Source organism: Pseudorhodobacter turbinis, from assembly GCF_005234135.1.
Taxonomy (GTDB): domain Bacteria; phylum Pseudomonadota; class Alphaproteobacteria; order Rhodobacterales; family Rhodobacteraceae; genus Pseudorhodobacter; species Pseudorhodobacter turbinis.
The window spans coordinates 987,722-1,010,307 of the sequence record NZ_CP039965.1 but is presented as its reverse complement, the minus strand read 5'-3'; the positions used below and the strand labels follow the sequence as shown (position 1 = coordinate 1,010,307).

Here is a 22,586-nt window from a genome sequence, read left to right as displayed (position 1 = left end):
GGGGCGCTGGCGCGGGCCGTCAAGAGGAAATCGGCGCGCGGGGGGTGGAAAGGGCAGCTATGGCGTGGCATGGGCGATTTGCGGGCGGCCTGATGCCGTGGCTGTTAGCGTGGCGTCAACGAACATAGTGCGCCCTTCGACCGTGGCTTCGTGCAGATCTTGGGTTGTGGTAACTGTCACCTCATTGGCACCGGCGGCGCGGGCGCGGCGTGTGGCCTCGGCGATCAGGGCGGTTTGCATGGCGGCCAGTGCGGCGTCGCGATTGGTAAAACGTTCGGGGCCGCTTGGCAGATGGGCGATGTACTGCCCCTCACCAGCCGAAGAGACCAGCCCCGTTGCGCGTTGGCTGATCTGCCCCACCACGGCGCCGATGGCATTGGCCACGCCCGCATGTTCGGGCAAGATCATCTGCGCCCTCAGCCGCACCCCCACCGCCCCGTAGTAATAGGGAGCGGATGCGCCAAGCCCGACCACAGGCACACCAAGCCGGGCCGAGATTTCTATCACGCCGCGATGCTGTGCCAGACCGGCGCGCAGCAGGCTGTGGCGGGCGAGGGCGGCGGTGTCATGGCCTTCAAAGCGGGGGTCTTCGGCAAAGGCGGCCTCCAGCAGGTGGGTGGCGGTTTGTTCGGTTAGCTGGTCCACGATGGCTTGGGCGATGGTCTTGGCATCCGGTGCAACCTGCATCCCGTTACCGCCCCGTCGCCGCGCCAGCAGGGTCAGTGCCTTTTCTGCTGCCGCAGCGTCCCAATCGGCCAGCCCGCCCAGCACATGGCTGGCATCCGAGGGCGTGGCCCCTGACAGCATCACCAACCCGCGCGCCACCAGCCTGTCCAACGCTGCCACCTCCAACCGAGAGGTCAGCGCGTGGGCAAGCGGCATCGGCGCGGTGATGCGGGCCAAAAGCGTGGCCTCGCGCGTGGAAAGGCCCTCTGCCTCCCCGCCCATTGGCACCACAAAGCGCCCGTCATATTCCCCCACGGCAGTGCCCCGCAGCGCGCGGTCCAGCGCGTCATGCACCACCGCGTCATGATCTACCGCAAGCAGCGCCACGGGGATCAACCGGCGCGGGCCAAGGGTAAATCCCCCCGTCAGCCCTTGGGTGATCAGATGCGCCTCACTGTCGCCGCCAAGGCCGCTGGTGCGCATGGCGACGGCCTCTACCATTGTGCGAAACCCGCCGATCCGCGCGCCGAGGGGATCGATTTCAGGCAGGCCATCCCGCAGCATTGCAATATCGGTGGTGGTGCCGCCAATATCAGCGACCAATGCATCATTTGCCCCCGTCAGCCAGCGTGCCCCAACGATGGATGCGGCAGGGCCCGAAAGGATCGTCTCAATCGGCCGCTCTCGCACCATCGCGGCCGATATGAGCGCGCCATCCCCGCGCACCACCATCAAAGGCGCAGTGATGCCGGATCGGGCCATATGGCCCTCACACGCCGTTACCAGCCGGTCGATCATCCCGATCAGGCGAGCGTTCAGCACTGCCGTTAACGCGCGTTTCGGCCCGTTCAGGTTTGCAGACAGCTCATGTGAGCAGGTCACGGGGTGGCCGGTTATGTGCCGGATCATGTCACGGGCGGCCAGCTCATGTGTGGGGTTGCGGGTGGCGAAATGGGCGGCCACGGCATAGCCCATGACGTTATGTGCGGCCAAGGCGGCCTTTAGCGCGGACAGGTCCAGGGGGGCTGCCTCGGCGCCAGCGTGGTTGTGGCCACCGGCAATGCGGATCACCGGATCACCGCCCAAGGCTGCCGCCAGCCCGCCCCGCTCCAGATCGGCATCCTCAAAACCGATAAAGACCAGCGCCACGCGCCCGCCTTGCCCCTCTACCAGCGCATTCGTGGCAAGGGTGGTCGACAGCGAGACCATCGCCACATCGGCGGGCGCAACCCCTGCGCTTTGCAAGGCAGCATCAACCGCGCGGCCTATGCCAAGCGACAGATCGCGGCGTGTGGTCAGGGATTTGGCCTTGCCCAGAATACGGTCGTTTTGCGTGTCCAGCAGGGCCGCATCCGTATAGGTGCCGCCGGTATCCACGCCCAGAAAAATCGCCATGCGTTGCCTCATCCTGCCCGAGGTCCTGTTTAGGGCGATTTAGCGCGGTTTGCACAGCATATTGCGACGAAAAACCGCCCGTTACGTCAGTTTGATGCGCTTGCGGCGATGGGCGGGCGGGATGTTGAGCATGCCGCGGTACTTGGCCACGGTGCGCCGTGCAATGGGGCCTGCCTTTTCCGACAATGCATCGGCCAGCGCCTGATCGCTTAGGGGCGCGCGGGTGTCTTCTTGCTGGATCAGGCGTTGCAGATGGGCGCGGATGGCACCGGCGGCCTCACCGCCCACGGCCTCGGTAAAGAGCGGCCGCAGCCAGATCGTGCCGCGCGGGGTATCCACGCTGACCCCCGCCACAGCACGGCTGACGGTGCTGATGTGCAGGCCAAGTGCGTCGGCCACGTCCTGCATTCCCATCGGCATCAACGCCTCCATCCCGAGCGAGAGAACCGCCTCCTGACGGGCCAGTACCTCTTGTCCGATTAGCAGCAGGGTCTGGCTGCGGCTGTTGACGGCGCGCAGCAACTCGCGGGCTTTGGTCAGGGCCACGGGGTCAGAGGGGCTGCGCGCGGTGACGGTAACATCGGGCAAGGCCGCGCGGTTGATGCTGACGCGCCAGCCGGCTCTGCTGCGGGTGACCATCAGATCAGGTTCGCGTACGGGGGCGGATACAATGCCGAACTGCGCGCCGGGCTTGGGGTCAAAGCCGCGGATGATGCGCAGCCGTTGGGTGATCTCTTCCTGTTCCACCCCGCATATCTTTGCCAGCGCCGAAAACCGTCCTTCGGCCAAAAGGTCCAGATTTTCAATTATGCAGGCCATCACGCGATCATAGACGTCCGCCTCCTTGGCTTGCAGTACAAGACATTCCGACAGGGACCGCGCGAAAAGGCCCGTGGGTTCCATGCCTTGCAAACGGGCTAGAACCTGACCGGCCTCTTCAAGGCTGCAACCGGCTTCTTTTGCCAAGGGGCCAAGCGGACGGCCCAGCCAGCCCGAAGGCTCCAGTGCCTGCATGAAGGAGAGCGCGATGTCACGTTCCTGCGGGGTGCGTGTGACCTGAGAGATTTGCTGGGTGACATGGGCGATTAGCCCGAGCGCGGGGTTTTGCAACAGCGCGCCCATATCGACACCATGCAGGGCCCCCGTGTTATGGGCGGCAAACGCTGCGGTCCAGCGGGGCAGCCAGGGGGTTGCCTCGGGGGCGTTGGGCGTCAGCGTGATATGGGGGTTGGTCTTGGCTTCTTCCTCCAGATAGCGGGTAAGGCCGGTAGCATCGAGATGCAGCACCCGGATAGAGGTGGCAAGCTGCATGTTCAGTTGCAGTTTCTGGGTGAGGGACAGGCGTTGGGCCTGACGGGACATTGCGTGTCTTTCCAAGGTGATACCTAAGTCATCTTAGGCAGGCAAATGCAGTCACGCAACTGTGGCAGCAGGCCCTATCGCCTTTTGCGCGCCGGGCGGCTATTTTGCAGCACCAATGATTGAAAAGTGAAAGCTGTCCCCGGATGCAAAGCCCCCTCTGGCCACAAATGCGCGATGTCTTGTTGATAGGCGGGGGCCATGCGCATGCGTTGGTGTTGCGCAAATGGGGGATGGCACCGCAAGCGGGCAGCCGGATTACGGTGATCAACCCCGGCCCTGTCGCGCCCTATACTGGCATGTTGCCGGGCCATATTGCGGGGCATTATTCCCGTGATTCGATGATGATCGACCTGATCCGCCTTGCACGCTTTGCGGGGGCGCGGGTGGTGATGGGGCGCGCGGTGGGGATTGACCGCGGCACAAAACAGGCGATTTTGGCGGACGGGCGGCGGCTGCGCTATGATGTGGCCTCAATTGATATTGGTATCGCGTCAACCTTGCCCGACCTGCCGGGGTTTGAGGATCACGCGCTGGCGGCCAAACCCTTGGGCGGCTACGCCGAGGGCTGGGAGGCGTTTTTGGCCCACGCCCCCGAGGCACCGCGCTTGGTGATCATCGGCGCAGGGGTTGGCGGGGCAGAGCTGGCGATGGCCTCGGCGCACCGGCTTGCCCAAACCGGCCGTAAAGCCGAGATCACCCTGTTGGAGCGTCAAGACGAGGCCCTGCCCAATGTTGGCGAAGGCGCGCGCAGGGCGTTGCTTGCGGCGCTTGCGCGGCATGGGGTGGTGGTGAAAACAGGGGCGATGCCTGTCGCGGTGGCCAAGGGATCGGTCACGCTGGCGGATGGTCAGGTGTTGCCGTCCGATTTCACGCTCTCGGTTGCGGGGGCGCAGCCGCAGCCGTGGCTGGCGGATACGGGGCTGGCCTTGCACAAGGGGTTCGTGACCATCAGCCCCACCTTGCAATCTAGCGACCCGAGCATCTTTGCCGTCGGTGATTGCGCGCATATGGGCTTTGCTCCGCGCCCCAAGGCCGGGGTTTTTGCTGTGCGCCAAGCGCCGATTCTGTATCACAATCTGCGTGCCAGCCTGTCGGGCGTGCCCTTGCGCCGCTACCACCCGCAGCGTGATTACCTCAAGCTGATCTCTATGGGCGAGCAACGGGCGGTGGCCGACAAGCTGGGCCTGCGGCTGGAGGGCGCGTGGCTGTGGCGCTGGAAGGACCGTATCGACCGAAAATTCATGGCGAAATTCGAGGATTATCCCGCGATGAAGCGGCCCGCCCTGCCAAAGGGCGCGGTGGCAGGGCTGGCCGAGGTGGTGGGCGAAAAACCCTTATGCGGGGGCTGTGGGGCCAAAGTGGGGGGCGATACGTTGCGCGGTGCGCTTGCGCGGCTGCCTGCGCCCCGGCGCGCCGATGTGCTTTCCGGCCCCGGCGATGATGCAGGGATTTTATCGGTGGGCAAGGGCATGCAGGTGCTGACCACCGACCATCTGCGCGCCTTTAGCAATGATGCGGCGCTGATGGCGCGGATCGCGGCTATTCATGCGCTGGGCGATATCTGGGCGATGGGGGCCACGCCGCAATCGGCCCTGTCGCAAATCACGCTGCCGCGCCTTGGCCCTACGCTTCAGGCCGATATGCTGGCCGAGATCCTTGCGGCTTCGGCCGAGGTGTTCACGGCGGCGGGGGCTGATGTTCTTGGCGGCCACAGCACCATCGGTGCCGAGTTGAGCATCGGATTTTCCCTTACCGGGCTGGCCACCCAGCCGATCCTTAAAACGACCGCCCGCGCGGGGGATGCGATTATCCTGACCAAACCCATCGGCACCGGCACCATCCTTGCCGCCGAGATGGCCATGACCAACGCCAAGGGGATGCTCTTGGGTGAGGCGGTTGCGGCCTGCTATGCCTCTATGCAGCGCCCGCTTGGCGTAGCCAGCAGGCGCCTTGCCCCCCATGCCACGGCGATGACGGATGTGACCGGCTTTGGCCTTGCCGCCCATCTGCTGGAGATGTTGGAGGGGGCCGGGCTATCGGCGGATGTGCAGCTTGACCAGATCCCCTTCCTTGAAGGGGCAGAGACCCTTGCCGCACTTGGCGTCGCCTCTAGCGGGGCACCCGCAAATCGTGCGGCCTGCCTTGGCCGTATTGCGGCACCTGTAAGCGCGCGCACGGACCTTCTGTTTGATCCGCAAACCGCAGGCGGGCTGTTGGCCACGGTGCCGACGGATCGGGCCGAAGAGGTACTGGCAGCACTGCAAGACGCGGGCGAACCTGCCGCCATCATCGGCCATGTCGCAAGCGGCCCCGTCATGCTGCGCGTCACGGGTTGAGGGTTGGCTTTTACCGCTAAATAGGTGCTGCAAATTCAGCCCATGTCGTTTTTATCTGCCAAGCGTCGGCGGATATTGCCCGCGCGCGCCACAATCAGGCATTTATGGATAAAACCGCGCAAGGGAGTCGCCGAATGAATACCCCAGTTAAAACCCATGTCAAAGCGTTGGTCGTTGGGGGTGGCGCCGTGGGCAATGGCATTGCCTATCATTTGGCGAAGGCGGGTTGGGATACGATGCTGGTGGAGCGCGATGAGCTGACCTCTGGTTCCACTTGGCATGCGGCGGGGCTTTTGCCTTTGTTCAACATGGGCTATGCGACGACCCATATTCACAAATACTCGGTCGATTTCTATAAGTCGCTAGAGGCAGAGACCGGCCTGAACGCGGGCTTTGCGGTCGTCGGCAATCTGCGCATGGCACAATGTCAGGAACGGATGGATGAATATATGCTCTATTCGGCGGTGGCCGAAAGCGCGGATGTCCACCATGAATTCCTGACGCCCGCCCAGATCAAGGAACGCTGGCCGCTGTTGCGCACCGATGACCTTCAGGGCGCGTTGTTTCACCCGCAAGACGGCTATATCAACCCCGCCGATGTGACCCAAGCGATGGCCAAAGGTGCCCGTCAGCATGGCGCCACGATCGAGCGGAAAATTCAGGTCGACGGCTATCGCTGGACCGGATCGGAATGGATCGTAAGCTGCACCCGTATGGTGGATAAGGGTGGCAATCTGATCCCATCCGAGGAAAGTTTCGAGATCCACGCCGAGCATGTCGTCACCGCCACCGGCAACCATGCGCAGCGCACCGCCAAGCTCTTGGGGATCAAGATCCCTGCCATTCCGGTCGAACATCAGTTCATCGTCACCGAGCCCGACCCGATGCTGGTGGAATACCGCAAGAACAACCCCGAACATCCCGTTTTGCGCGATGCCGATGCCAAATGGTATGTGCGCGAGGAGCGCGGCGGCTGGATCCTTGGCCCCTATGAAAAGGGCGCGCCGTCACGGTTTGAATACGGCGTTCCTGACAGTTTCCGCGCCGATCTCTTCCCGCTCGATCTTGACCGGATCGAGGTGGAATATATGTCGATGCTCCACCGCTTGCCCAGTTCGGAAAACGTCGGCCTCAAGGATGATTTCAACGGGCCGATCTGCTACACCCCCGATGGCAACCCGTTGGTGGGTCCGGTGCCCGGCCTGCGCAATATGTGGATCGCCGAAGGGTTCAGCTTTGGCATCACGGCGGCGGGCGGCACAGGGTATTACCTTGCGCAGCTGATGACCCAAGGCGAGGCAGAGATCGACATGGCCTCGCTCGATCCGCGCCGCTATGGCAGCTGGATGACCACCGAATATGCCACCCGTAAGAATGAGGAATGCTACGACCACGTCTTTGTTCTGCATCACCCGGATGAGGAACGTCCCGCTTGCCGCCCGCTGCGCACAACGCCGGTCTATGACAAGCAAATCGCCCTTGGCGCACAGATGGGACAGGTCAACGGTTGGGAGCGTCCGAACTATTACGGCCCCGTTGATGCCCCTGCGAATTTTGACCATGACGCGCGCAGTTTCCGGCGCGGTGAATGGTGGCAATATGCGCGGGCCGAGGCCGAGGCCATGCGCGAAACCGCGGGCCTGATTGACGCATCTGCCTTTACCAAGCACAGCGTGCGGGGGGCGGGGGCCACGGCGTTTCTGGACTGGTTCACCTGTAACAAATTGCCGAATGTGGGCCGCATCAACCTGACCTATGCGCTGACGCCCACCGGCACCACGCGCACCGAATACACCATCGTGCGCCATGCCGAGACTGAATATTACCTCGTCTCGGCCGGGGCATGGACCGCCTATGACGCTGATTATATGCGAAAATCCGCCGAGGATTTCATCGCAGGTGGCGGCGCGCCCGTGGAAATCAATGATGTGACCAGCCAATGGGGCGTCTTTGCGCTGGCCGGTCCCAACGCCCGCAAAATCCTGCGCGAAGTGGTCAGGGATGCCGACCCCGACAGCGTGCTGTCCAACAAGCGTTTTCCGTGGCTGACCGCCCGCAAGCTGGAGCTGGGTATGTGCCCCGTTAACGCCATCCGCGTGGCCTATACCGGAGAGCTGGGTTGGGAGCTTCATCACCCGATTGAGATGAACCGCTATCTTTGGGATCTGCTGCTGAAGGCGGGTGAGAAGCATGGGATGAAGTTGGTCGGCGCACGGGCGCAAAACTGGTTGCGGCAAGAGAAATCCTATCGCGCCTTTGGCAATGAACTGGGCCGCGACGCCACCCCGATGGAGGCAGGGCTGGACCGCTTTATCGACCTGTCCAAGGATTTTCAGGGCAAGCAGGCGATGATCGATACGGGCATCCGCGCCAAATGCGTGACTGTGCTAATCGACGGGCCGACGGATGCCGATCCATGGGGCCGTGAGGCGCTGTTTTGCGATGGCAAGAAGGTTGGTCGTTTAACCTCGGGCGGTTGGTCGGTGGCGTTCGGCAAGCAGATCGGCATGGGCTATGTGCCGCCTGAACTGTCAGCGGTTGGCACCAAGCTTAAGGTCAAAATGCAGTTTCAGGAGTGGGATGCCGAGGTGGTCGAAGACAGCCCCTTTGATCCCAAGAACGCCCGTATCCGCGTGGACGGTTAACGCGTGCGGCGCGCCAGCCAGCGCGCCCATTCCGCGGCTGATCCGGCAAAAGCATTCAGGTCAACCTTGCCCGCAATCCCCGGCGCAATCCCTGTGCCGCTGTATTGCCAGAACGTCCAGCGTTGCCCCGGATAGGTCTTTGACGGATGCCCCGCGACCGAGCGCAGCCAGAATTCCGCGCCTGAAATGCGACCCATCTGGTTGTCGGCATAGAAATCCACCGTCGTATAGATGATCGGGCGCTGGCCGTAGTGCCGCTCCAGTGCATCCATGAAGATCTTTGCCTCACGACGCACATGGGCCGCATTGGGCCGTTTGGTGCAGGTTGGCGAATGGGCGTTCCATTCCATATCCAGCACCGGCGGTAGCGCGCCTGCGCTGCGGGGAACATGACGGATGAACCAGCGGGCTTGCTCTATCGCGGGGCGGCAGAAGTAGAATATATTGTGACCAATTGAAATACCATGTAGGAACAGGACATGACCAAGTGTTACAGTTATCTCAGAATATCAAGTGACCAACAGAAGCGAGGCGATGGCATCAGGCGACAGCTTGAGGCTTCGAAGCGATATGCACAAGAGCACAACTATCAATTAATTGAGGAATTACAGGATATTGGCGTTAGTGCCTTCCGGGGAAAGAACTCCAAGGAAGGTGCGCTGGGCGTCTTCATCGCCGCGATTGATGCAGGAACAGTCGAACCGGGTTCCGTGCTTCTGGTGGAGTCACTGGACAGGTTGAGCCGAGACAATGTGTTGATTGCCTTTGCGCAGTTCACGGCAATTCTCTCAAAGGACATCACGATTGTGACGCTTGTTGATAATCAAATTTATACAACGGAGAGTGTGGCGCAAAATGTGGGGCAACTGTTCACGAGCATGGGGATTATGCTTCGCGCCCATGATGAAAGTGCAACCAAGTCAAAACGCCTCGCCGCAACATGGGAGAGGAAACGGACAACCATCGCCACCAAGAAAATGGGTGCCAACACGTCTGCATGGTTGGAATTTGGTGAGGATAGGAACAGCTTCGTTATTGATGAAGCCAAGGCAGACATAATCAGATACATATTTCAGTTATCAATAGATGGGTGGGGTGTGTATAGTATTGTCCGACATCTCAATGAAAATCCCCAGAAATATCCGCCCATTGCAACCAGTGCCAAGTGGGGTTCCAGTTATGTTGGGCTACTACTTCGCAGTCCAAGCGTATATGGTGAGTTCCAAGCAAAACAAAAGATAAATGGAGAACGGGTTCCTGTCGGGGAAGTGATACCTGATTATTTTCCCGCCATTGTTTCCCGAGACACATTCAATTTATCCCAAGCACGAATGAAGGACCGCAAAACTACAGGTGCGGGACGCAAGGGAGTTTCGGTTGCAAACTTGTTCATGGGAATTGCCAAGTGTGGTGCCTGTGGCGGCAATATTATCATGAGGAATAAGGGCAAGATACGGTATCTGAGATGCTCCAATTCCTTGGTTAGTGCTGGTTGCAATGCGCCAAGTTGGAAATATCAAGATCTCGAACAAGCATTTATTAAGTTTGTAAGAGAGGTGAACTTTGCGGAGATCATGGCTGATGATCTTGGCGGCAATAAAAGGAAGATATTGGAAGGAGAGAGGGCGAGCGCACAGGCGAAAATGGACGCTAATAAGGTGTCCTATGATGCACTTGTTGCTCGATTTGATAATCCTGAGTTATCCGATGCTCTGCTTTCTAGCCTCATTGCCCGCGCGAAGGTTATTGAAACTGAACTGAATGAGGGAACCAAGATATTATCTGCGCTCGATGAAAAGCTGGCGGAGCTACTTGTTGATAATATAGATGCTGAACAGAATGCTTTTTTGAGTGCATATGACGCCACAACTGATGAAGATGTTATATATGAAATTAGAATGAGCATGGCGGGACTGTTAAAGCGGGTGCTGGACAAGATTGTACTGCACAATAATATGACCATATTTCCGCCCGAAGCTGATGATTTAATAAATGACAAACTGCGGGCGGAATTGGGAAATAGAAATCTGGAGACATATTTCAGCAAGGATTATGGAGTGCGGAAATATGTTGAAAGTGAAAGGTTTCTTGTTGTCCAGTTTAAAACAGGAACCAAGCGGGTGGTCGTGCCATATTTAGGCACAACCTATCTTTCTGTTAACGAGCGTCTAGTGCAGCTCCGCGCACGTCTGCAATAAGATCAAAGCAATCGTCGGTCATGCCATAGCGGCAAACATATTCGACATATAGTTCCGAACTATCAGCACCTGTTTTTGCCAGATCCATTAAAAATGCCGTACGAGCGCCGAGTGAAGTATCTCTAGTTGTTGTCATGTGATGTTCCTATATTGTTGTGAATAAAAAGAGTAAATAAGCCGAGAGTGAAACGGTAAGAAATGCGTGGATGAAGTTCTTCATTATTGTTTCCTAAGTTTGTGATTTGGATATAAGTCTGGTTGGTGTTTAATTTCTCGAAAATAACTTCTCAGTGCAATGTTACGAAGATCATTTGTCTTAAAGCTGGCGATAATTTCGGATGCAAAGTCTGTTGTGGGCGCGGGTTTATCGGAAAGAATAATAGTTGAAATTGTTTCCGACGTGATCCGGTATATGTGAAATTCAAACATCGGACTTCGCCTTACATTTATCACCGTGCCAGCGCACGAAAGCCGATTGCGCAAAATCCTTTTTGCAATGAGGACAATCAAATCTATCTTGTATCTTGCGCGGCGGTTTTATCTTTGGTCTTGTTGAAGCCACACTCAAGGACAAGTTGGAGTAGGCATTGTTTGTAACATCATCATCAACGTGAATAATTGAAACATCGGGCGCAATCCATTTATTCATGATGAAGAATGCAAGTCTGTGTCCATAAACAAAGTATTGTTTGCCATCGCGGCGCAAGGATATTTTGGAATAACCAAACCCGTCTTTCGCTTTCAGGTGTTTGCCTTTTCGGTTGTAGATGAAGCCTGTTTCTTCATCATATGAAAACATCGCGGATATTTGCTCATATGAATAACCGTAGAATGTATCCTCTTTAACATATTCTGCGTTCTTTCTTGCGAGGCATGATCTTTCGTGCGCTGCAATGTTCTGGGTGCGAAGTTTCTTGCCGCAATGTTTACATGCTTTAAACTTGGGATTGTTCATACGGTCTTTGTGAATGTAATTTCTCTTGTTGATGTAATTATCATCATTCACGGCATCGAGCGACTTGATCAATTCATATTCAATTTGGCGAATTACAGCAAGATCATGATGTTGAAACAAGATCTTGCGCTCGAAGTTCTCTGGTTCGGCTTTAACGGCGCGGTTAATACTTCCCGTGGAGGTTATGTATTTAAATCCAAATGCTCCATTGTGAGAGCCGATAAGTTTCTTTCCGTTGGTATTGTCCGTGATCTCATACACATATGGATCAACTGGTATAATTGGTGAGTCGAGTTCAAAGTTTTGTATATATATAGACATGGTGGCAAATCTCCGTTGTTGTTGTTGCTACAACCATCAGAGCGGTAACTCGTGGATGGTGTTTTACAATTTTATTTATAAAAACTGATCCGTGGGAAACGGCATAATTGTATCATAATTACAACTAAATCCGATCAAACTAAATTAATTTCGGATTCTAATAAATAGTTATATGTTAGAATGGAAATATCAAAACAAAGTACTCGAAGAAGTACCAACCGGCATCATCGCGTTTGTTTATCTGATTGAGAATGAAACAAATGGAATGCTCTATGTCGGCAAGAAAACAATGTTCAGCACAACACGGAAGCCGCCGCTCAAGGGGTTTAAACGAAAGCGCGTGGTTACTGTCGAAAGTAACTGGCGCGCCTATACAGGCAGCAGCCAAGCGTTGAACACAGACATTGAAGCCGGGCATCTGATCAAGCGCACAATCCTGCATCTGTGTAAGAGCAAGGGTGCCGCAACATATCTGGAATTAATGGAACAAGTGAACCGCGAGGTTCTGTTTGATGAATCATATTATAATCGGTTTGTGGGATGCAAGATTCACGCAAGCCACGTACAGGAGTTACAGAATGAAAAGACCGTCGATCAAAGAGGAAGATAAGGATATGGTTGTGCGGTTGAAGTACGCAATCTTCTTGGCGCGACACTTTGACCAACTTGCCACATTCCATATTGACGGACGCGAGTTCCTTACATGGACGAAAGATAAACAAATATTCTTCAAGGAAGCAGAGGAAGGCGATACATTTTCGACGACCTTTGATATACTTGGAACCAATCTGGAACCTCCTACGAGAACACTACGCACCATCATCCTCAGGGCACGAATTATCTTGACTAATCAGAAACTTGCGGTATAATTGCTATAAGCAGAAAATGAAGAGCATTGCTCGAATTTAAATCCATACTCAGAACATAAAGGTTATGTTTACATAACTAAAATGGACGCCGAAATTACTCTGGCGTCCTTTTTGGTATTATTTATTTAGGTAGTTCAATAGCCTCTTGGGTAAGTGCCTGAATTTGTGCAAAGATTTTTTTGTATTTCTTCACATAGATTAATTCAACTGATTGCATCCCGTATGAATCGGTGAGGCGCACTTGATATCTGACATTGTTCCGTGCCATCCAGAATATCAACAATGCAAAGGGTGCAAGTACTACCGTAATTGCAAGGAAGGCTGCAACAATTCTTGCGCTAGTTACCTGACTGGTATTAACTGATAGTATTTCAACATTTGTATATGTTTTCTTTTTCATGTCTGTTCTATTCCTTATGTGTTATGTTATTACATAATATATTACATTTCTAATCTGTCAATATAAATGGTAGTTTAGTTAGTACTTGTAAAAGAAGTCATTTTCCCGAATGTATTCCCAATCTTCTGCGGAATGTTCAAATGGATCGGAGCTTTCATAGTCCTCATATTCCTCATCTTCTTCATCAAGAATTGGTTGAGCTATGAGCATTGCTTTTGTTATCAACATTCTAAACCCACTCCAATCTCCACTAATATATCTTTTGCAGCAGCTAGATTTGGTTGATAAATCTTATAGTCAAGGAGCAACATTGTTCGGTAATCATCACGATCCATTAGTGCTTCTATTTCTTTTTTCTTTTTCTCCGCAGTTGGTTTCAAGAATGAACCAAAGTATATTGTATCATGTGAAGTAGGCATGGAACCACGTTTGAATAAACCAACCTTATAGTCCAATGAATTGCCTTCAATAACTGCATAGATCACCACAGCCACCTTATTGCCGATGTTATGTCGCGGCATCGAGTCCATTACACGAAAAAATGTTTTCATTGGTCTAGTTCCTTCTGTGCTAATACATTATAATAGTTGATTAAAACGGAATCTTTATATGTCAGTTTTGAATAAAGCTCGGTATATGTGAATACGTTCATATCCATGTCAATTTCTTCAATCAACAAAGCAGCTGATGATCTGTCGTGATTTACAAGACGATAATCAATAAGCAACACTGTTCTCTCATCATCGTAGGAAAGGACAGTATTAATTTCGGCGACCTTTTTCTTTGCATCACGCAGGTTCTTGTATGCACCAATGAAAATGGAATCGCGAAAGTGGGGAATTGAATCCTTGAAAATGCCCGCGACGTAATCAACTGTTCCTGCTTTAAGATCAATGACTGCGTGAACCATAACAACATGTTTATCTTTCATCTGCGATGGTGACGGACGGTCCTTCTTGGGGTTATAATTCAATTTATATATAGGCTTTGGAAGTGGCTTAAAGACCTTGTTTACTCGATGAAATACAGTCCGAACCAAAGGATTAGTATTATGTTCCTCAATAAGGTTCTTTGCGAAGTTTTCACGTTCAAATTTTGATGTTAGCTCGATGAACATGCGACGAAGTTTTACACACAACACGTCAGCCTCTGCATTATGTGCGGCGACCTTATTCTTCTGTTCAATCTCGGCACATGCTACGGAGCAAGTAATGGTACTAGACTTCGAGGTGGTGAATGTAGCGTCACAGACAACACAAGTCTTTTCTTGTGTGCGCAATAATTTGGATAGTGCATTGTTCTTTGCATTGTTTGCGGCGTTCTTACATACTTGGTTGCAATACTTCTGACTGCGAGATCCGGTTAATTCAGCATCACAATGTGCACAGGTTCTAATTCTTTTCATGGGTAAAATTCCTTGTTTTGTTTTGAGAGCATTGCTCGGTGGTTTTCGTCTGAAACGGATGATAGTGATGGGATACCATTGCTTCGCCAGAACCACCCGGTTTGCCGTATCCCATCTTTCACTTATCAAAAGCCGGGCAAGTACCCGTTTCGTGTATTTATTTATATCGAGAAATCACTGCTTTGACCGAAAACCGAAATTAAATTCAGTATTCCGTTGAAAGATGTTAATAATGTACTGGGGTATTATTAGGCTACGTAATAATGTCTACAATAACCGTTTATGATAGAGAACTAGATGGGCAATAACCGTTGAGGGTAGAGCATCTAAACTGCGATGTAGAACATGAGAAATCGGGGGTGACATAGATTGGGACTTGTCTAAGTTGTTGAAGTTAATACTTGAACTCAAGTTCCGTTTTTAGATGATTTATTATAATATATATAAATCCAAGTCCACTTCGTGTCCTCGGATTTCTCTAGCGACTAAGTGGTATCATGTTGGTTATAGAGCAAGCTCCTCAAATTCAATAACCGTTTATGATATATAATATACACCAGAGCAAGCTCCTCATGGCTTACCGTTTCAAACCATTTATATAATATAGGCGCCCTAGTTTGATAAAAGAATAAACAAGAATCGGGTGACAGGCTTGCCTGCATCGAGCTTGCGAGATGAAATACAATCAAGAATAAAATAATAGTATTCGCAACGAGCAAGCTCTTATGCAGGCTTCGCCTACCTTAGGAAGTGAATGTTTATTAGTTAAAAGTATGTTTTATATGAATAGATAATAGTATGTTCACTTCAATCAGTACTAGACGTTCCTAGTATTAACTTACCATTTAATAGGTTATCCATTATCGGAATCAAGACACCACCTAGAAACGTCTAGTTTTAACTCATTTAAATAATAGTATTCGCAACGAGCAAGCTCTTATGCAGGCTTCGCCTACCTCTGGAAGTGAATGATTATTCTATTATTAGATCTCGACAAAAAGACATTTTTATTAGAACCGACAGGATACCTCTATATGTTGATTTTTGGTGTCAACTATAGTTGAACCTATGTCCCGTCTAACCTCTACATATAGAGGCAATATTATCCGTGTGGGTACCCATTACTCGGTAATAAAACCTGCAAAAACAAGCACTTAGGTGGTGACTTGGTCGAGCATCCTATTAAAATCTCATGAGGACAAGCAACCACATGAGGAACAACATGAGATCTTTTAGTGCTTTTTATATGAATGACCTACCATGCGGAGTAGGTGTTACCTTTCCCGACCATGACACGCACCTATATGCGATAGTTCATGACCTCATCCTCACCATGGTGGCGGACAAGACCCTTACAGAGGGCGAGGTGAAGGGACAGCTTCACGGTTTCATTCGCCAGTACAAGACTGAGGGAGGCACCGAGGCACTTGGTGTCCTAATAGCCGCCAACATAGGTTGGTTGGCACATCATGAGTGTATCCCCAATGACGACTTCAACGGACTGCTATACATATATGGTGACCGCACATGATACTTCCCGCCCATCAAGTGACCACCCTACAGGAACATGATTATACTATTACCTACAATGGTGAGGATGAGGCGGTGATCCATGCCGAGGGGATAGGCGACCATGAACTCACAAAGGTAGGAGAGATGTACCAATTATACTCCCTTTCAGGCGGTACCATTCGGCGCGCCAATCTTAATGCTATTGTTATGTTGATCACAGGTACATATACATCATGAAGGTACAACATGAGGATTATTACATGACTGATAAGATTATATCCGCACTTGAAAAGAAAATTGCCGCCGATCAAGCAGAGTTGGAACGACTGAAGGGCATCACAGGCGCGCGTGACAAGGTGGAGGCACTTGCATCCGACTTGGGTTATACCATGCAGGAACTATACCCCGATGCGCCAACCACTCGTGCAAAGAGCACCAAGCCCCGTAAGCCTCGCACACCACCCATGTATAGGAACATACATGATGGTCGCAAAACATGGTCGGGTAAAGGCGACAAGCCACAGTGGGTCATTGATGTAGGTGCCGACCTTGAACTGCACCGCGTGAAATGACCAAGCGCCTGATGGCATCGCCTGACGGTATTACATGCTGTCAGGCGATAACTTTTAAGGCTTTGACCCGTATTTATACAACATGTTGCCCCAAAATATTTTTCGCGTTCGGCAAATGGCGGATTCACGGATCAAGCACGACCTCAAATCCTGATCTATAATCAAATATTATTCCCCGTTCCTCAGCCCGTGTTTTGTAAGAGTGACAAGACACACATAGGCTTTGCAGATTGCTAGCATCAAAAAATAATGCAGCATCTCCTTTATGTGCAATGACGTGGTCCACATGATCTGCACCAGTTAAAGCATCAAACACCTTACATCTTTGACATAATGGCTCACGTGATAAGTGCGCGACTCTGATCGCCGCCCAACGGGTACCTTTATACCATTTGTGGTTATGGCGCACTGCCGCGGAGTCCTGCTCTTTCGGTAGTTTATAAGACGCCACAACCTTTGCCAAACATCCTTTTCCATAACAGTGAGTGCCACCACAACCCGGTATCTTGGTACAGACACTTTTAGTAACCGATCTCATGAAGATCTCCTTTGTATAAATAGTTTTGAGATGAATACACCAAATCGGCATCTCTATTATTTAGCAGATTAGATTAGATTAGATCGGAGAACTTCATGGCAGGTAAAAAGGGACGCAGCGGCGGCAGCAATCGTAAATCAATTGCAGAACACGAGTTGGATGGAACATACATTGCGGCACGACACGACAAAGTATTAGTACCCGAAAAAGATCGTGCGAAGGTTAAACCGCAAAACCACCTGCTTCAGCCAAATCCAAATGTAAACCGCGAGGAAGTATTTGATTGGTTTGCGGAAATACTAAATGAACAAGGCATGACTCACGAAGTTGATACAATACTATTATCTCAACTTGTGGAACTCTACTCGATCTATACGGACGCACTTGCATACTACAAGAGCGACCCCGAAGCAGTAATTGGGCGCAAACCTGCATACTCAATAGCACTAGAAACTGGTCGTGAAATTAGAATTATTATGGCGGAGTTTCGACTGACCCCTATTAGCAGACTAATAGATGCAACTTCATTAAATGAAAAGGTCGAGCATGACCCAATAGGCGACTTCATGAATGCTCGTTCGGTTAACTAATGAAGAATGAAATTTATCCAGCAAAAACAGCAGAGGATGCAATTCAATATGCTAGAGACATTGTTTCTGGCGAGATATTGGCATGTAAAGATGTAATAGCGCAGTGTCGCTCATTCATTGAAGATCTTGATGTAAACCAATTTAAACCTGAGTTTCGCTGGACATTCAACAAAGCTGCTGCAAACCACATTCTGACCTATGTTCAATTATTTAAATTCATTGAAGGCGATATTGCAGGAACTCCATTAAGACTTGCCAATTGGCACGCTCTTTATCTGGGCGCAACTAATGGATGGGTTGATAAATCAGATCCAGAAATTAAAAGATATGACAGATGCATCGCTATGGTGGGTCGAAAGAATGCAAAATCAACCATACTTTCGGCACTAGCTGTTTATGCACTCGTGTTCGGTCCAGAAGGTTCTCAAATCTATTCAATGGGAACTAACAGGGACCAAGCCAAGTTGTGCTGGAATATGGCAAAGCGTCTGATTGAACGAGCAGACCCACGGCTAACACATGACACTAATATTACAGGTCATGCAATTTCCAATTCCAAAAAGTGGAATAGATACGTTCCACTATCAAGAGATTCCAAAAGTCTGGATGGGAAAAACGCATATCTAGTTATTTGTGACGAAGCTGCTGCAATCTCCGACAGGAACTTGATTGAAGTCATGACAAGTTCCATGGGTGCACAGAAGTCTCCTGCTATACACTACATTACTACCGCCCAAGCAGGCGCGGAAAGTAATTATTTCTTTGAGCAATTGGATTATGCCCGCAAGGTGTTGCATGGAGCAATTAAAGACGAACGCATCTTCACTCTAGCATACGCTTTAGACGAGGATGATATTTGGGATGATGAAACAAATTGGATAAAGTCTAATCCGTCACTCGGTCTTTCAGTCTCAATTGAATTCCTTCAGAAAGAAGCTGCAATTGCAAAAGAAATTCCTGCAAATAAACCAAACTTTTTCATCAAGTACCTAAATCTGTTTGTCTCAACCAGTGAATCATGGCTGCAACTGGACAAATGGAATGAAAATATTATCGGCAAACTTAATACTGACGGTCCCTGCTATATCGGAATTGACTTAGGTTCGACTGACGACCTTACAGCGGTTGGTATGGTATTTCCCCAGACTGACGGCACATATCACTTTGATGCAAAGTGCTTTGTTCCCGAAGAGACATTTAAAAAAGTGCCAAAGCATGTTCGCCAAGTATATGCCGCAGGTGTTGAGTCGGGTTCACTTATTATTACTGAAGGCGACATAGCAGATCACAATTTTATTCGTGAATATATCCAAAATCTCTCCGAAAAATATGACGTGAAAGAGGTTTCTTTCGACCCTTGGAACGCCAGCCAAATTACGGCGATGTTGCAAGACTCGGGAATAAACATGGTGAAGCACTCGCAGGGCATGGGTGCAATGTCTCCATCAACTAAAGTCACGGAACTGGCAATTAGATCTGGAAACCTCAAACATCTAGATGATGCATTCTTGGCTTGGCAGATATCCAATACAGAAGTTTATGCAGATGTAAATAATAACATCAAGGTTCGGAAGGGCAAAGATAAGGCTCTAAAGATTGATGCTATTATTACTCTAATTATGGCAACAGGTCGCGCCGCAACTTCATTTGATAAGCCAAAAGAATTCAATTTCTATTTTGGATAGTGAAATTCAAATAAGCATAAATAATACAAACATAAGGAAATTATATGGCAAATTGGTTAGATTGGCTTCTGCCAAACAAAGTTAATACCTCCTCAAGACAAGTTTCGATGCAATATGTCGGAGGTAACAGGGCAAGAACAGGCGAAGCAATCACTACTGATGTTGCACTGAGAAATCCCACTGTCTTTGCTTGTGTTAGATACATTGCAACAACGGTAGCACAACTTCCTTGGGGTGTTACTGAAAAGGGTAAGACAGGTTTTTCGCCCGTAGAACATAAGATTCAAGAATTGCTTGATAATCCTGCTTCGGGAATGACTGGATATGAACTTAAATTTCAAATCACGGTTGATCTATTAACTTATGGCAATTGCTATTTGTTTAAACTAACAACTACATCGGGAAAAATACTTGAACTTATTCCACTTGCTGCAAATGATATAACTCAATCAATATCTGCGACAGGCAAGAGAACATACAGACATACCAACGGAACAATTTATACTGAAGCTCAAGTCATTCATATTCGTGATTTTATCGGTGGTTCTTCACAAGGTTTGTCCCGAGTTTCACAATGTCACAACTTAGTTGCCATTGATAATGCTCTAGATAACAGTATGGCGGATAATTTCAGAAACTCCACAGCTATTTCTGGCGTTGTTTCATTCCCCGAGAGCATTCCACCTGAAGTTAAAAAGGCATTTGCAGACGGTTGGGCAGAAAAATTCGGCGGTCAATCTTCTAGTTCTCGCGGTTCTGTCGCTGTTCTCGACGGTGGAGCGACATTTACGCAGATAACACCGACTTCACCCGCAGATTCCGACACTCAGGCTCTGAAACAACAGTGCATGACACGCATTTGTGCGGTGTTCTCCGTGCCTTCCTACGCACTTGAGATACATGACGGCAGTAAATATTCCAACTTGGCATCAAGACAAGCATCTTATTACCGCGACTCCGTAGCACCTATTGTTATCAACATACAAACCAAGTTGACCGATGGACTTTTGGGAACAAATCAACCGTTTGAGATTGAACTTGATCCAAGCGCACTAATTCGTGGTGATATTATTTCCGCAACTCAAGTTGCTGTTTCCGCCGTTGATGCAGGATTGCTTACAAAGGACGAAGGACGAGATCTAATGGGTTATCCCGTTGGTGTTGTAATACCAGAAGGAGGTACCGATGAAAAGGACTCCAATTAATTACACAATCACTCATCCTGATGGTCACATTTATGTAATGCCAAATCTGGATTCATTTTTAAAATCCCGTCACAAAACTCAAAAAGAACTCAAAAAGGCTGGTTGGAAAATAAAAGCCAACTACGCCAAGAGTGAAATTTGAATAAGTATAAATAGAATTATCACTAATACATGGAGTCCCTATGAACCTTATTACTAAATCAATTGATCTTGAAGTTGCGGAAAGCACAGATGGAAAGATTAGTGCATATCTCACTACATTTGGTAATTCCGATTTTGTGGGAGATATCATGACAGAAAAATGTCTGGATGAGTTTATTGAAAACTTCGACCCGGCAAACCAAAAATTACACATGCTATATGAACATGATACAAAAATGGTCATTGGTGAGTGGGAGACTCTTACCAAAGACGAAACTGGTGTTATCGGAAATGGCATAATCTATACTGAAACTTCACTGGGAAAAGACGTTCAAGCATTAATGAAAAGAAATGCAGTCGGATCTGTCAGCATCGGGTTTCAATCTAAGGATTTTGTAAAGAATACTTCAGGCGGACGAACATTTAACTCAATTCAATTGGTTGAAACAAGTGTTGTCCTTAAACCTGCAAACCCACAAGCAAAAATACTTTCAGTTAAATCCGAAGATGGTTTGATTGAAACCAAAGCACTCAAAACATTGCTCCGCGAAGCTGGAATGGCTCGTTCGGAGATTGAAGCATTATTCAATGGCGGTTTCACGGGATTGAAAAATCTAAGAGAGACTGAATCCAATTGTGAGAACATTCTAGCAACACTCAAATCATTTAAACTTTAGGAGCCAATAATGGACGATATTAATAAAGAAATTCAAGAAACACTAACTGAGATCAAATCTTCTGTAGATGCAAAGCTCGAAACCACTGTTCTTAAAAGTGACTTCGAGACTCTTTCGCTAAAGATTGAAGTCGATTCCACTGAACTTAAATCTTTTAAAACCGAACTCGAAGCACTTGAAGCGAAACTTAATGCTTTGCCAGCCCAAACTAATATTAAAAAGGAAGATCCAAAAATGAATATCCACGAAATATTTGAAAAGAATTTCGCAGAAACAGGCAAAGCCGAAACTGAAGTATTCTTGAAAGCTATTAACCAAACTACAAACGTAACTGGTGCTCCAACCGATACGCTTGGTCTTGAAGGCAGCTTGTTTGCTTCCAACCCTTTCCGTGCTCTTGCTAAGAACTTGGAAACAAACTCCAAAGCAATCACTATTCCTGTCCGTACTGGTGCTCACGGCGCTGCAAAATCTGCTGCTGTTCGTAACTTGACTGACGCTGGTACCGCTGCTGTAACCGAAGTAACTGTTATGGTTGAGACTATCGACGCTCTTTCCAATGTTGCTATCGAAACTAGTGACGACATTATAGGTTTCGATGCTTATTGGGCACAAGATATGCTTGATGAGATCGCTTCCGTTGAAGCACAAAGCCACGTCACTATTGTTGAAGCAATCTCTGGCGTAACTGCTGCTCATGCAACTAATCTTGCACTTGCAGACTTCGCAAGCCTGATGTTCTCAGTAGCTCCACAGTATCGTGCAAACGGTGCATTCGTTGTTTCTACTGGCGCAATGGCACAATTGAGAACTCTTAGCCAATCTTCTACTGGTGGTGATCTTGTATTCGACGCTCAAATCGGCACATTCCGTCTGTTTGGCGCGCCTGTTTATGAGTCTGCTTATATGGCTGCTCCTGCTTCAACTAAAGTCGTTGCTGCTTACGGTGACTTCCAAAAGGGTCTTATCATAGCTAACCGTGGCTCCGCTACTGTTGGTCGTTATGTTGAAACCAAGCCGGGTCATTACAGCTACTACGCTAGCCTGCGCTCCGGCATGAAGCAGCTTCACACTGATGCTCTAAAAACTCTAAAAATGAAAACATAATCTGGAA

At 50.1% G+C, this 22,586-nt stretch carries 21 protein-coding genes and 1 pseudogene; 13 read left to right on the top strand and 9 right to left on the bottom strand.

Going from position 1 to position 22,586, the window contains the following annotated elements:
* Positions 1 to 57: 57 nt before the first annotated feature.
* On the bottom strand, positions 58 to 2,061 hold the full coding sequence (locus EOK75_RS17330; protein WP_137195270.1) for a hydantoinase/oxoprolinase N-terminal domain-containing protein: 2,004 nt from the start codon (positions 2,059 to 2,061) through the stop codon (positions 58 to 60).
* Positions 2,062 to 2,142: 81 nt separating this feature from the next.
* Positions 2,143 to 3,423 carry an RNA polymerase factor sigma-54 gene (rpoN, locus tag EOK75_RS17325; protein ID WP_137195269.1) on the bottom strand — a complete coding sequence of 427 codons (1,281 nt, stop codon included), beginning with the start codon at positions 3,421 to 3,423 and terminating at the stop codon, positions 2,143 to 2,145.
* Positions 3,424 to 3,566: 143 nt separating this feature from the next.
* Between rpoN and selD the strand changes: the two genes are divergently transcribed.
* Positions 3,567 to 5,759 (top strand): selenide, water dikinase SelD, encoded by a 2,193-nt coding sequence (gene selD / locus EOK75_RS17320; protein WP_137195268.1) that lies wholly within the window; start codon positions 3,567 to 3,569, stop codon positions 5,757 to 5,759.
* 134 nt (positions 5,760 to 5,893) lie between these two features.
* Positions 5,894 to 8,404 (top strand): GcvT family protein, encoded by a 2,511-nt coding sequence (locus tag EOK75_RS17315; RefSeq protein WP_137195267.1) that lies wholly within the window; start codon positions 5,894 to 5,896, stop codon positions 8,402 to 8,404.
* Here EOK75_RS17315 and EOK75_RS17310 read toward each other — a convergent pair.
* Positions 8,401 to 8,856, bottom strand: a pseudogene (locus EOK75_RS17310) (GH25 family lysozyme); the annotation flags it as partial. The gene EOK75_RS17315 and the pseudogene EOK75_RS17310 sit on opposite strands and share 4 nt — an antisense overlap.
* Positions 8,857 to 8,883: 27 nt before the next feature.
* Between EOK75_RS17310 and EOK75_RS17305 the strand changes: the two are divergent.
* Entirely contained in the window at positions 8,884 to 10,602 is a 1,719-nt protein-coding gene (locus EOK75_RS17305; protein ID WP_137195265.1) for a recombinase family protein, read from the top strand.
* A 421-nt stretch (positions 10,603 to 11,023) separates the two neighbouring features.
* On the opposite strand, the gene EOK75_RS17300 is transcribed toward EOK75_RS17305, so the two are convergent.
* Complete coding sequence (locus EOK75_RS17300) at positions 11,024 to 11,878, bottom strand: GIY-YIG nuclease family protein (protein ID WP_137195264.1); 855 nt, start codon at positions 11,876 to 11,878, stop codon at positions 11,024 to 11,026.
* A 172-nt stretch (positions 11,879 to 12,050) separates the two neighbouring features.
* Between EOK75_RS17300 and EOK75_RS17295 the strand changes: the two genes are divergently transcribed.
* Both EOK75_RS17295 and EOK75_RS17290 read left to right on the top strand, forming a co-directional pair.
* Positions 12,051 to 12,488, top strand: a complete 438-nt coding sequence (locus EOK75_RS17295; protein WP_137195263.1) for a hypothetical protein — start codon at positions 12,051 to 12,053, stop codon at positions 12,486 to 12,488.
* Positions 12,457 to 12,747: a hypothetical protein gene (locus tag EOK75_RS17290; protein ID WP_137195262.1), complete on the top strand. Its 291-nt coding sequence runs from the start codon at positions 12,457 to 12,459 to the stop codon at positions 12,745 to 12,747. Before EOK75_RS17295 ends, EOK75_RS17290 begins: the two co-directional genes overlap by 32 nt.
* Before the next feature lie 121 nt (positions 12,748 to 12,868).
* Here EOK75_RS17290 and EOK75_RS17285 read toward each other — a convergent pair whose 3' ends face one another.
* The 4 genes from EOK75_RS17285 to EOK75_RS17275 all read right to left on the bottom strand — a co-directional run bounded on the left by EOK75_RS17285 (position 12,869) and on the right by EOK75_RS17275 (position 14,552).
* On the bottom strand, positions 12,869 to 13,147 hold the full coding sequence (locus EOK75_RS17285; protein WP_137195261.1) for a hypothetical protein: 279 nt from the start codon (positions 13,145 to 13,147) through the stop codon (positions 12,869 to 12,871).
* A 78-nt stretch (positions 13,148 to 13,225) separates the two neighbouring features.
* Positions 13,226 to 13,375 (bottom strand): hypothetical protein, encoded by a 150-nt coding sequence (locus EOK75_RS20935; protein ID WP_168199286.1) that lies wholly within the window; start codon positions 13,373 to 13,375, stop codon positions 13,226 to 13,228.
* Positions 13,369 to 13,698 (bottom strand): hypothetical protein, encoded by a 330-nt coding sequence (locus EOK75_RS17280; protein WP_137195260.1) that lies wholly within the window; start codon positions 13,696 to 13,698, stop codon positions 13,369 to 13,371. Before EOK75_RS17280 ends, EOK75_RS20935 begins: the two co-directional genes overlap by 7 nt.
* The gene (locus EOK75_RS17275; RefSeq protein WP_137195259.1) at positions 13,695 to 14,552 is read right to left on the bottom strand and encodes a hypothetical protein; all 858 of its coding nucleotides are present in this window, start codon (positions 14,550 to 14,552) and stop codon (positions 13,695 to 13,697) included. Before EOK75_RS17275 ends, EOK75_RS17280 begins: the two co-directional genes overlap by 4 nt.
* A gap of 1,527 nt (positions 14,553 to 16,079) precedes the next feature.
* On the opposite strand from EOK75_RS17275, the gene EOK75_RS17270 reads away from it, so the two are divergent.
* Together EOK75_RS17270 and EOK75_RS17265 are read left to right on the top strand one after the other, a co-directional pair.
* Positions 16,080 to 16,301, top strand: coding sequence for a hypothetical protein (locus EOK75_RS17270; RefSeq protein ID WP_137195258.1), 222 nt, complete (start codon positions 16,080 to 16,082; stop codon positions 16,299 to 16,301).
* 23 nt (positions 16,302 to 16,324) lie between these two features.
* On the top strand, positions 16,325 to 16,636 hold the full coding sequence (locus tag EOK75_RS17265; protein WP_168199285.1) for an H-NS histone family protein: 312 nt from the start codon (positions 16,325 to 16,327) through the stop codon (positions 16,634 to 16,636).
* A 124-nt stretch (positions 16,637 to 16,760) separates the two neighbouring features.
* On the opposite strand, the gene EOK75_RS17260 is transcribed toward EOK75_RS17265, so the two are convergent.
* The gene (locus EOK75_RS17260) at positions 16,761 to 17,174 is read right to left on the bottom strand and encodes an HNH endonuclease (protein ID WP_137195256.1); all 414 of its coding nucleotides are present in this window, start codon (positions 17,172 to 17,174) and stop codon (positions 16,761 to 16,763) included.
* 95 nt (positions 17,175 to 17,269) lie between these two features.
* Between EOK75_RS17260 and EOK75_RS17255 the strand changes: the two genes are divergently transcribed.
* From EOK75_RS17255 to EOK75_RS17235, 6 genes are read left to right on the top strand one after another with little or no spacing between them, the layout of a single operon-like run.
* Positions 17,270 to 17,764, top strand: a complete 495-nt coding sequence (locus tag EOK75_RS17255; protein WP_137195255.1) for a P27 family phage terminase small subunit — start codon at positions 17,270 to 17,272, stop codon at positions 17,762 to 17,764.
* Complete coding sequence (locus tag EOK75_RS17250) at positions 17,764 to 19,449, top strand: terminase large subunit (RefSeq protein ID WP_137195254.1); 1,686 nt, start codon at positions 17,764 to 17,766, stop codon at positions 19,447 to 19,449. Before EOK75_RS17255 ends, EOK75_RS17250 begins: the two co-directional genes overlap by 1 nt.
* A gap of 44 nt (positions 19,450 to 19,493) precedes the next feature.
* Positions 19,494 to 20,654 (top strand): phage portal protein, encoded by a 1,161-nt coding sequence (locus EOK75_RS17245; RefSeq protein ID WP_137195253.1) that lies wholly within the window; start codon positions 19,494 to 19,496, stop codon positions 20,652 to 20,654.
* Positions 20,635 to 20,796, top strand: coding sequence for a hypothetical protein (locus tag EOK75_RS20930; protein WP_168199284.1), 162 nt, complete (start codon positions 20,635 to 20,637; stop codon positions 20,794 to 20,796). Before EOK75_RS17245 ends, EOK75_RS20930 begins: the two co-directional genes overlap by 20 nt.
* A gap of 40 nt (positions 20,797 to 20,836) precedes the next feature.
* Complete coding sequence (locus EOK75_RS17240) at positions 20,837 to 21,472, top strand: HK97 family phage prohead protease (RefSeq protein ID WP_137195252.1); 636 nt, start codon at positions 20,837 to 20,839, stop codon at positions 21,470 to 21,472.
* A 9-nt stretch (positions 21,473 to 21,481) separates the two neighbouring features.
* Positions 21,482 to 22,579 carry a phage major capsid protein gene (locus EOK75_RS17235; protein WP_137195251.1) on the top strand — a complete coding sequence of 366 codons (1,098 nt, stop codon included), beginning with the start codon at positions 21,482 to 21,484 and terminating at the stop codon, positions 22,577 to 22,579.
* Positions 22,580 to 22,586: the final 7 nt, after the last annotated feature.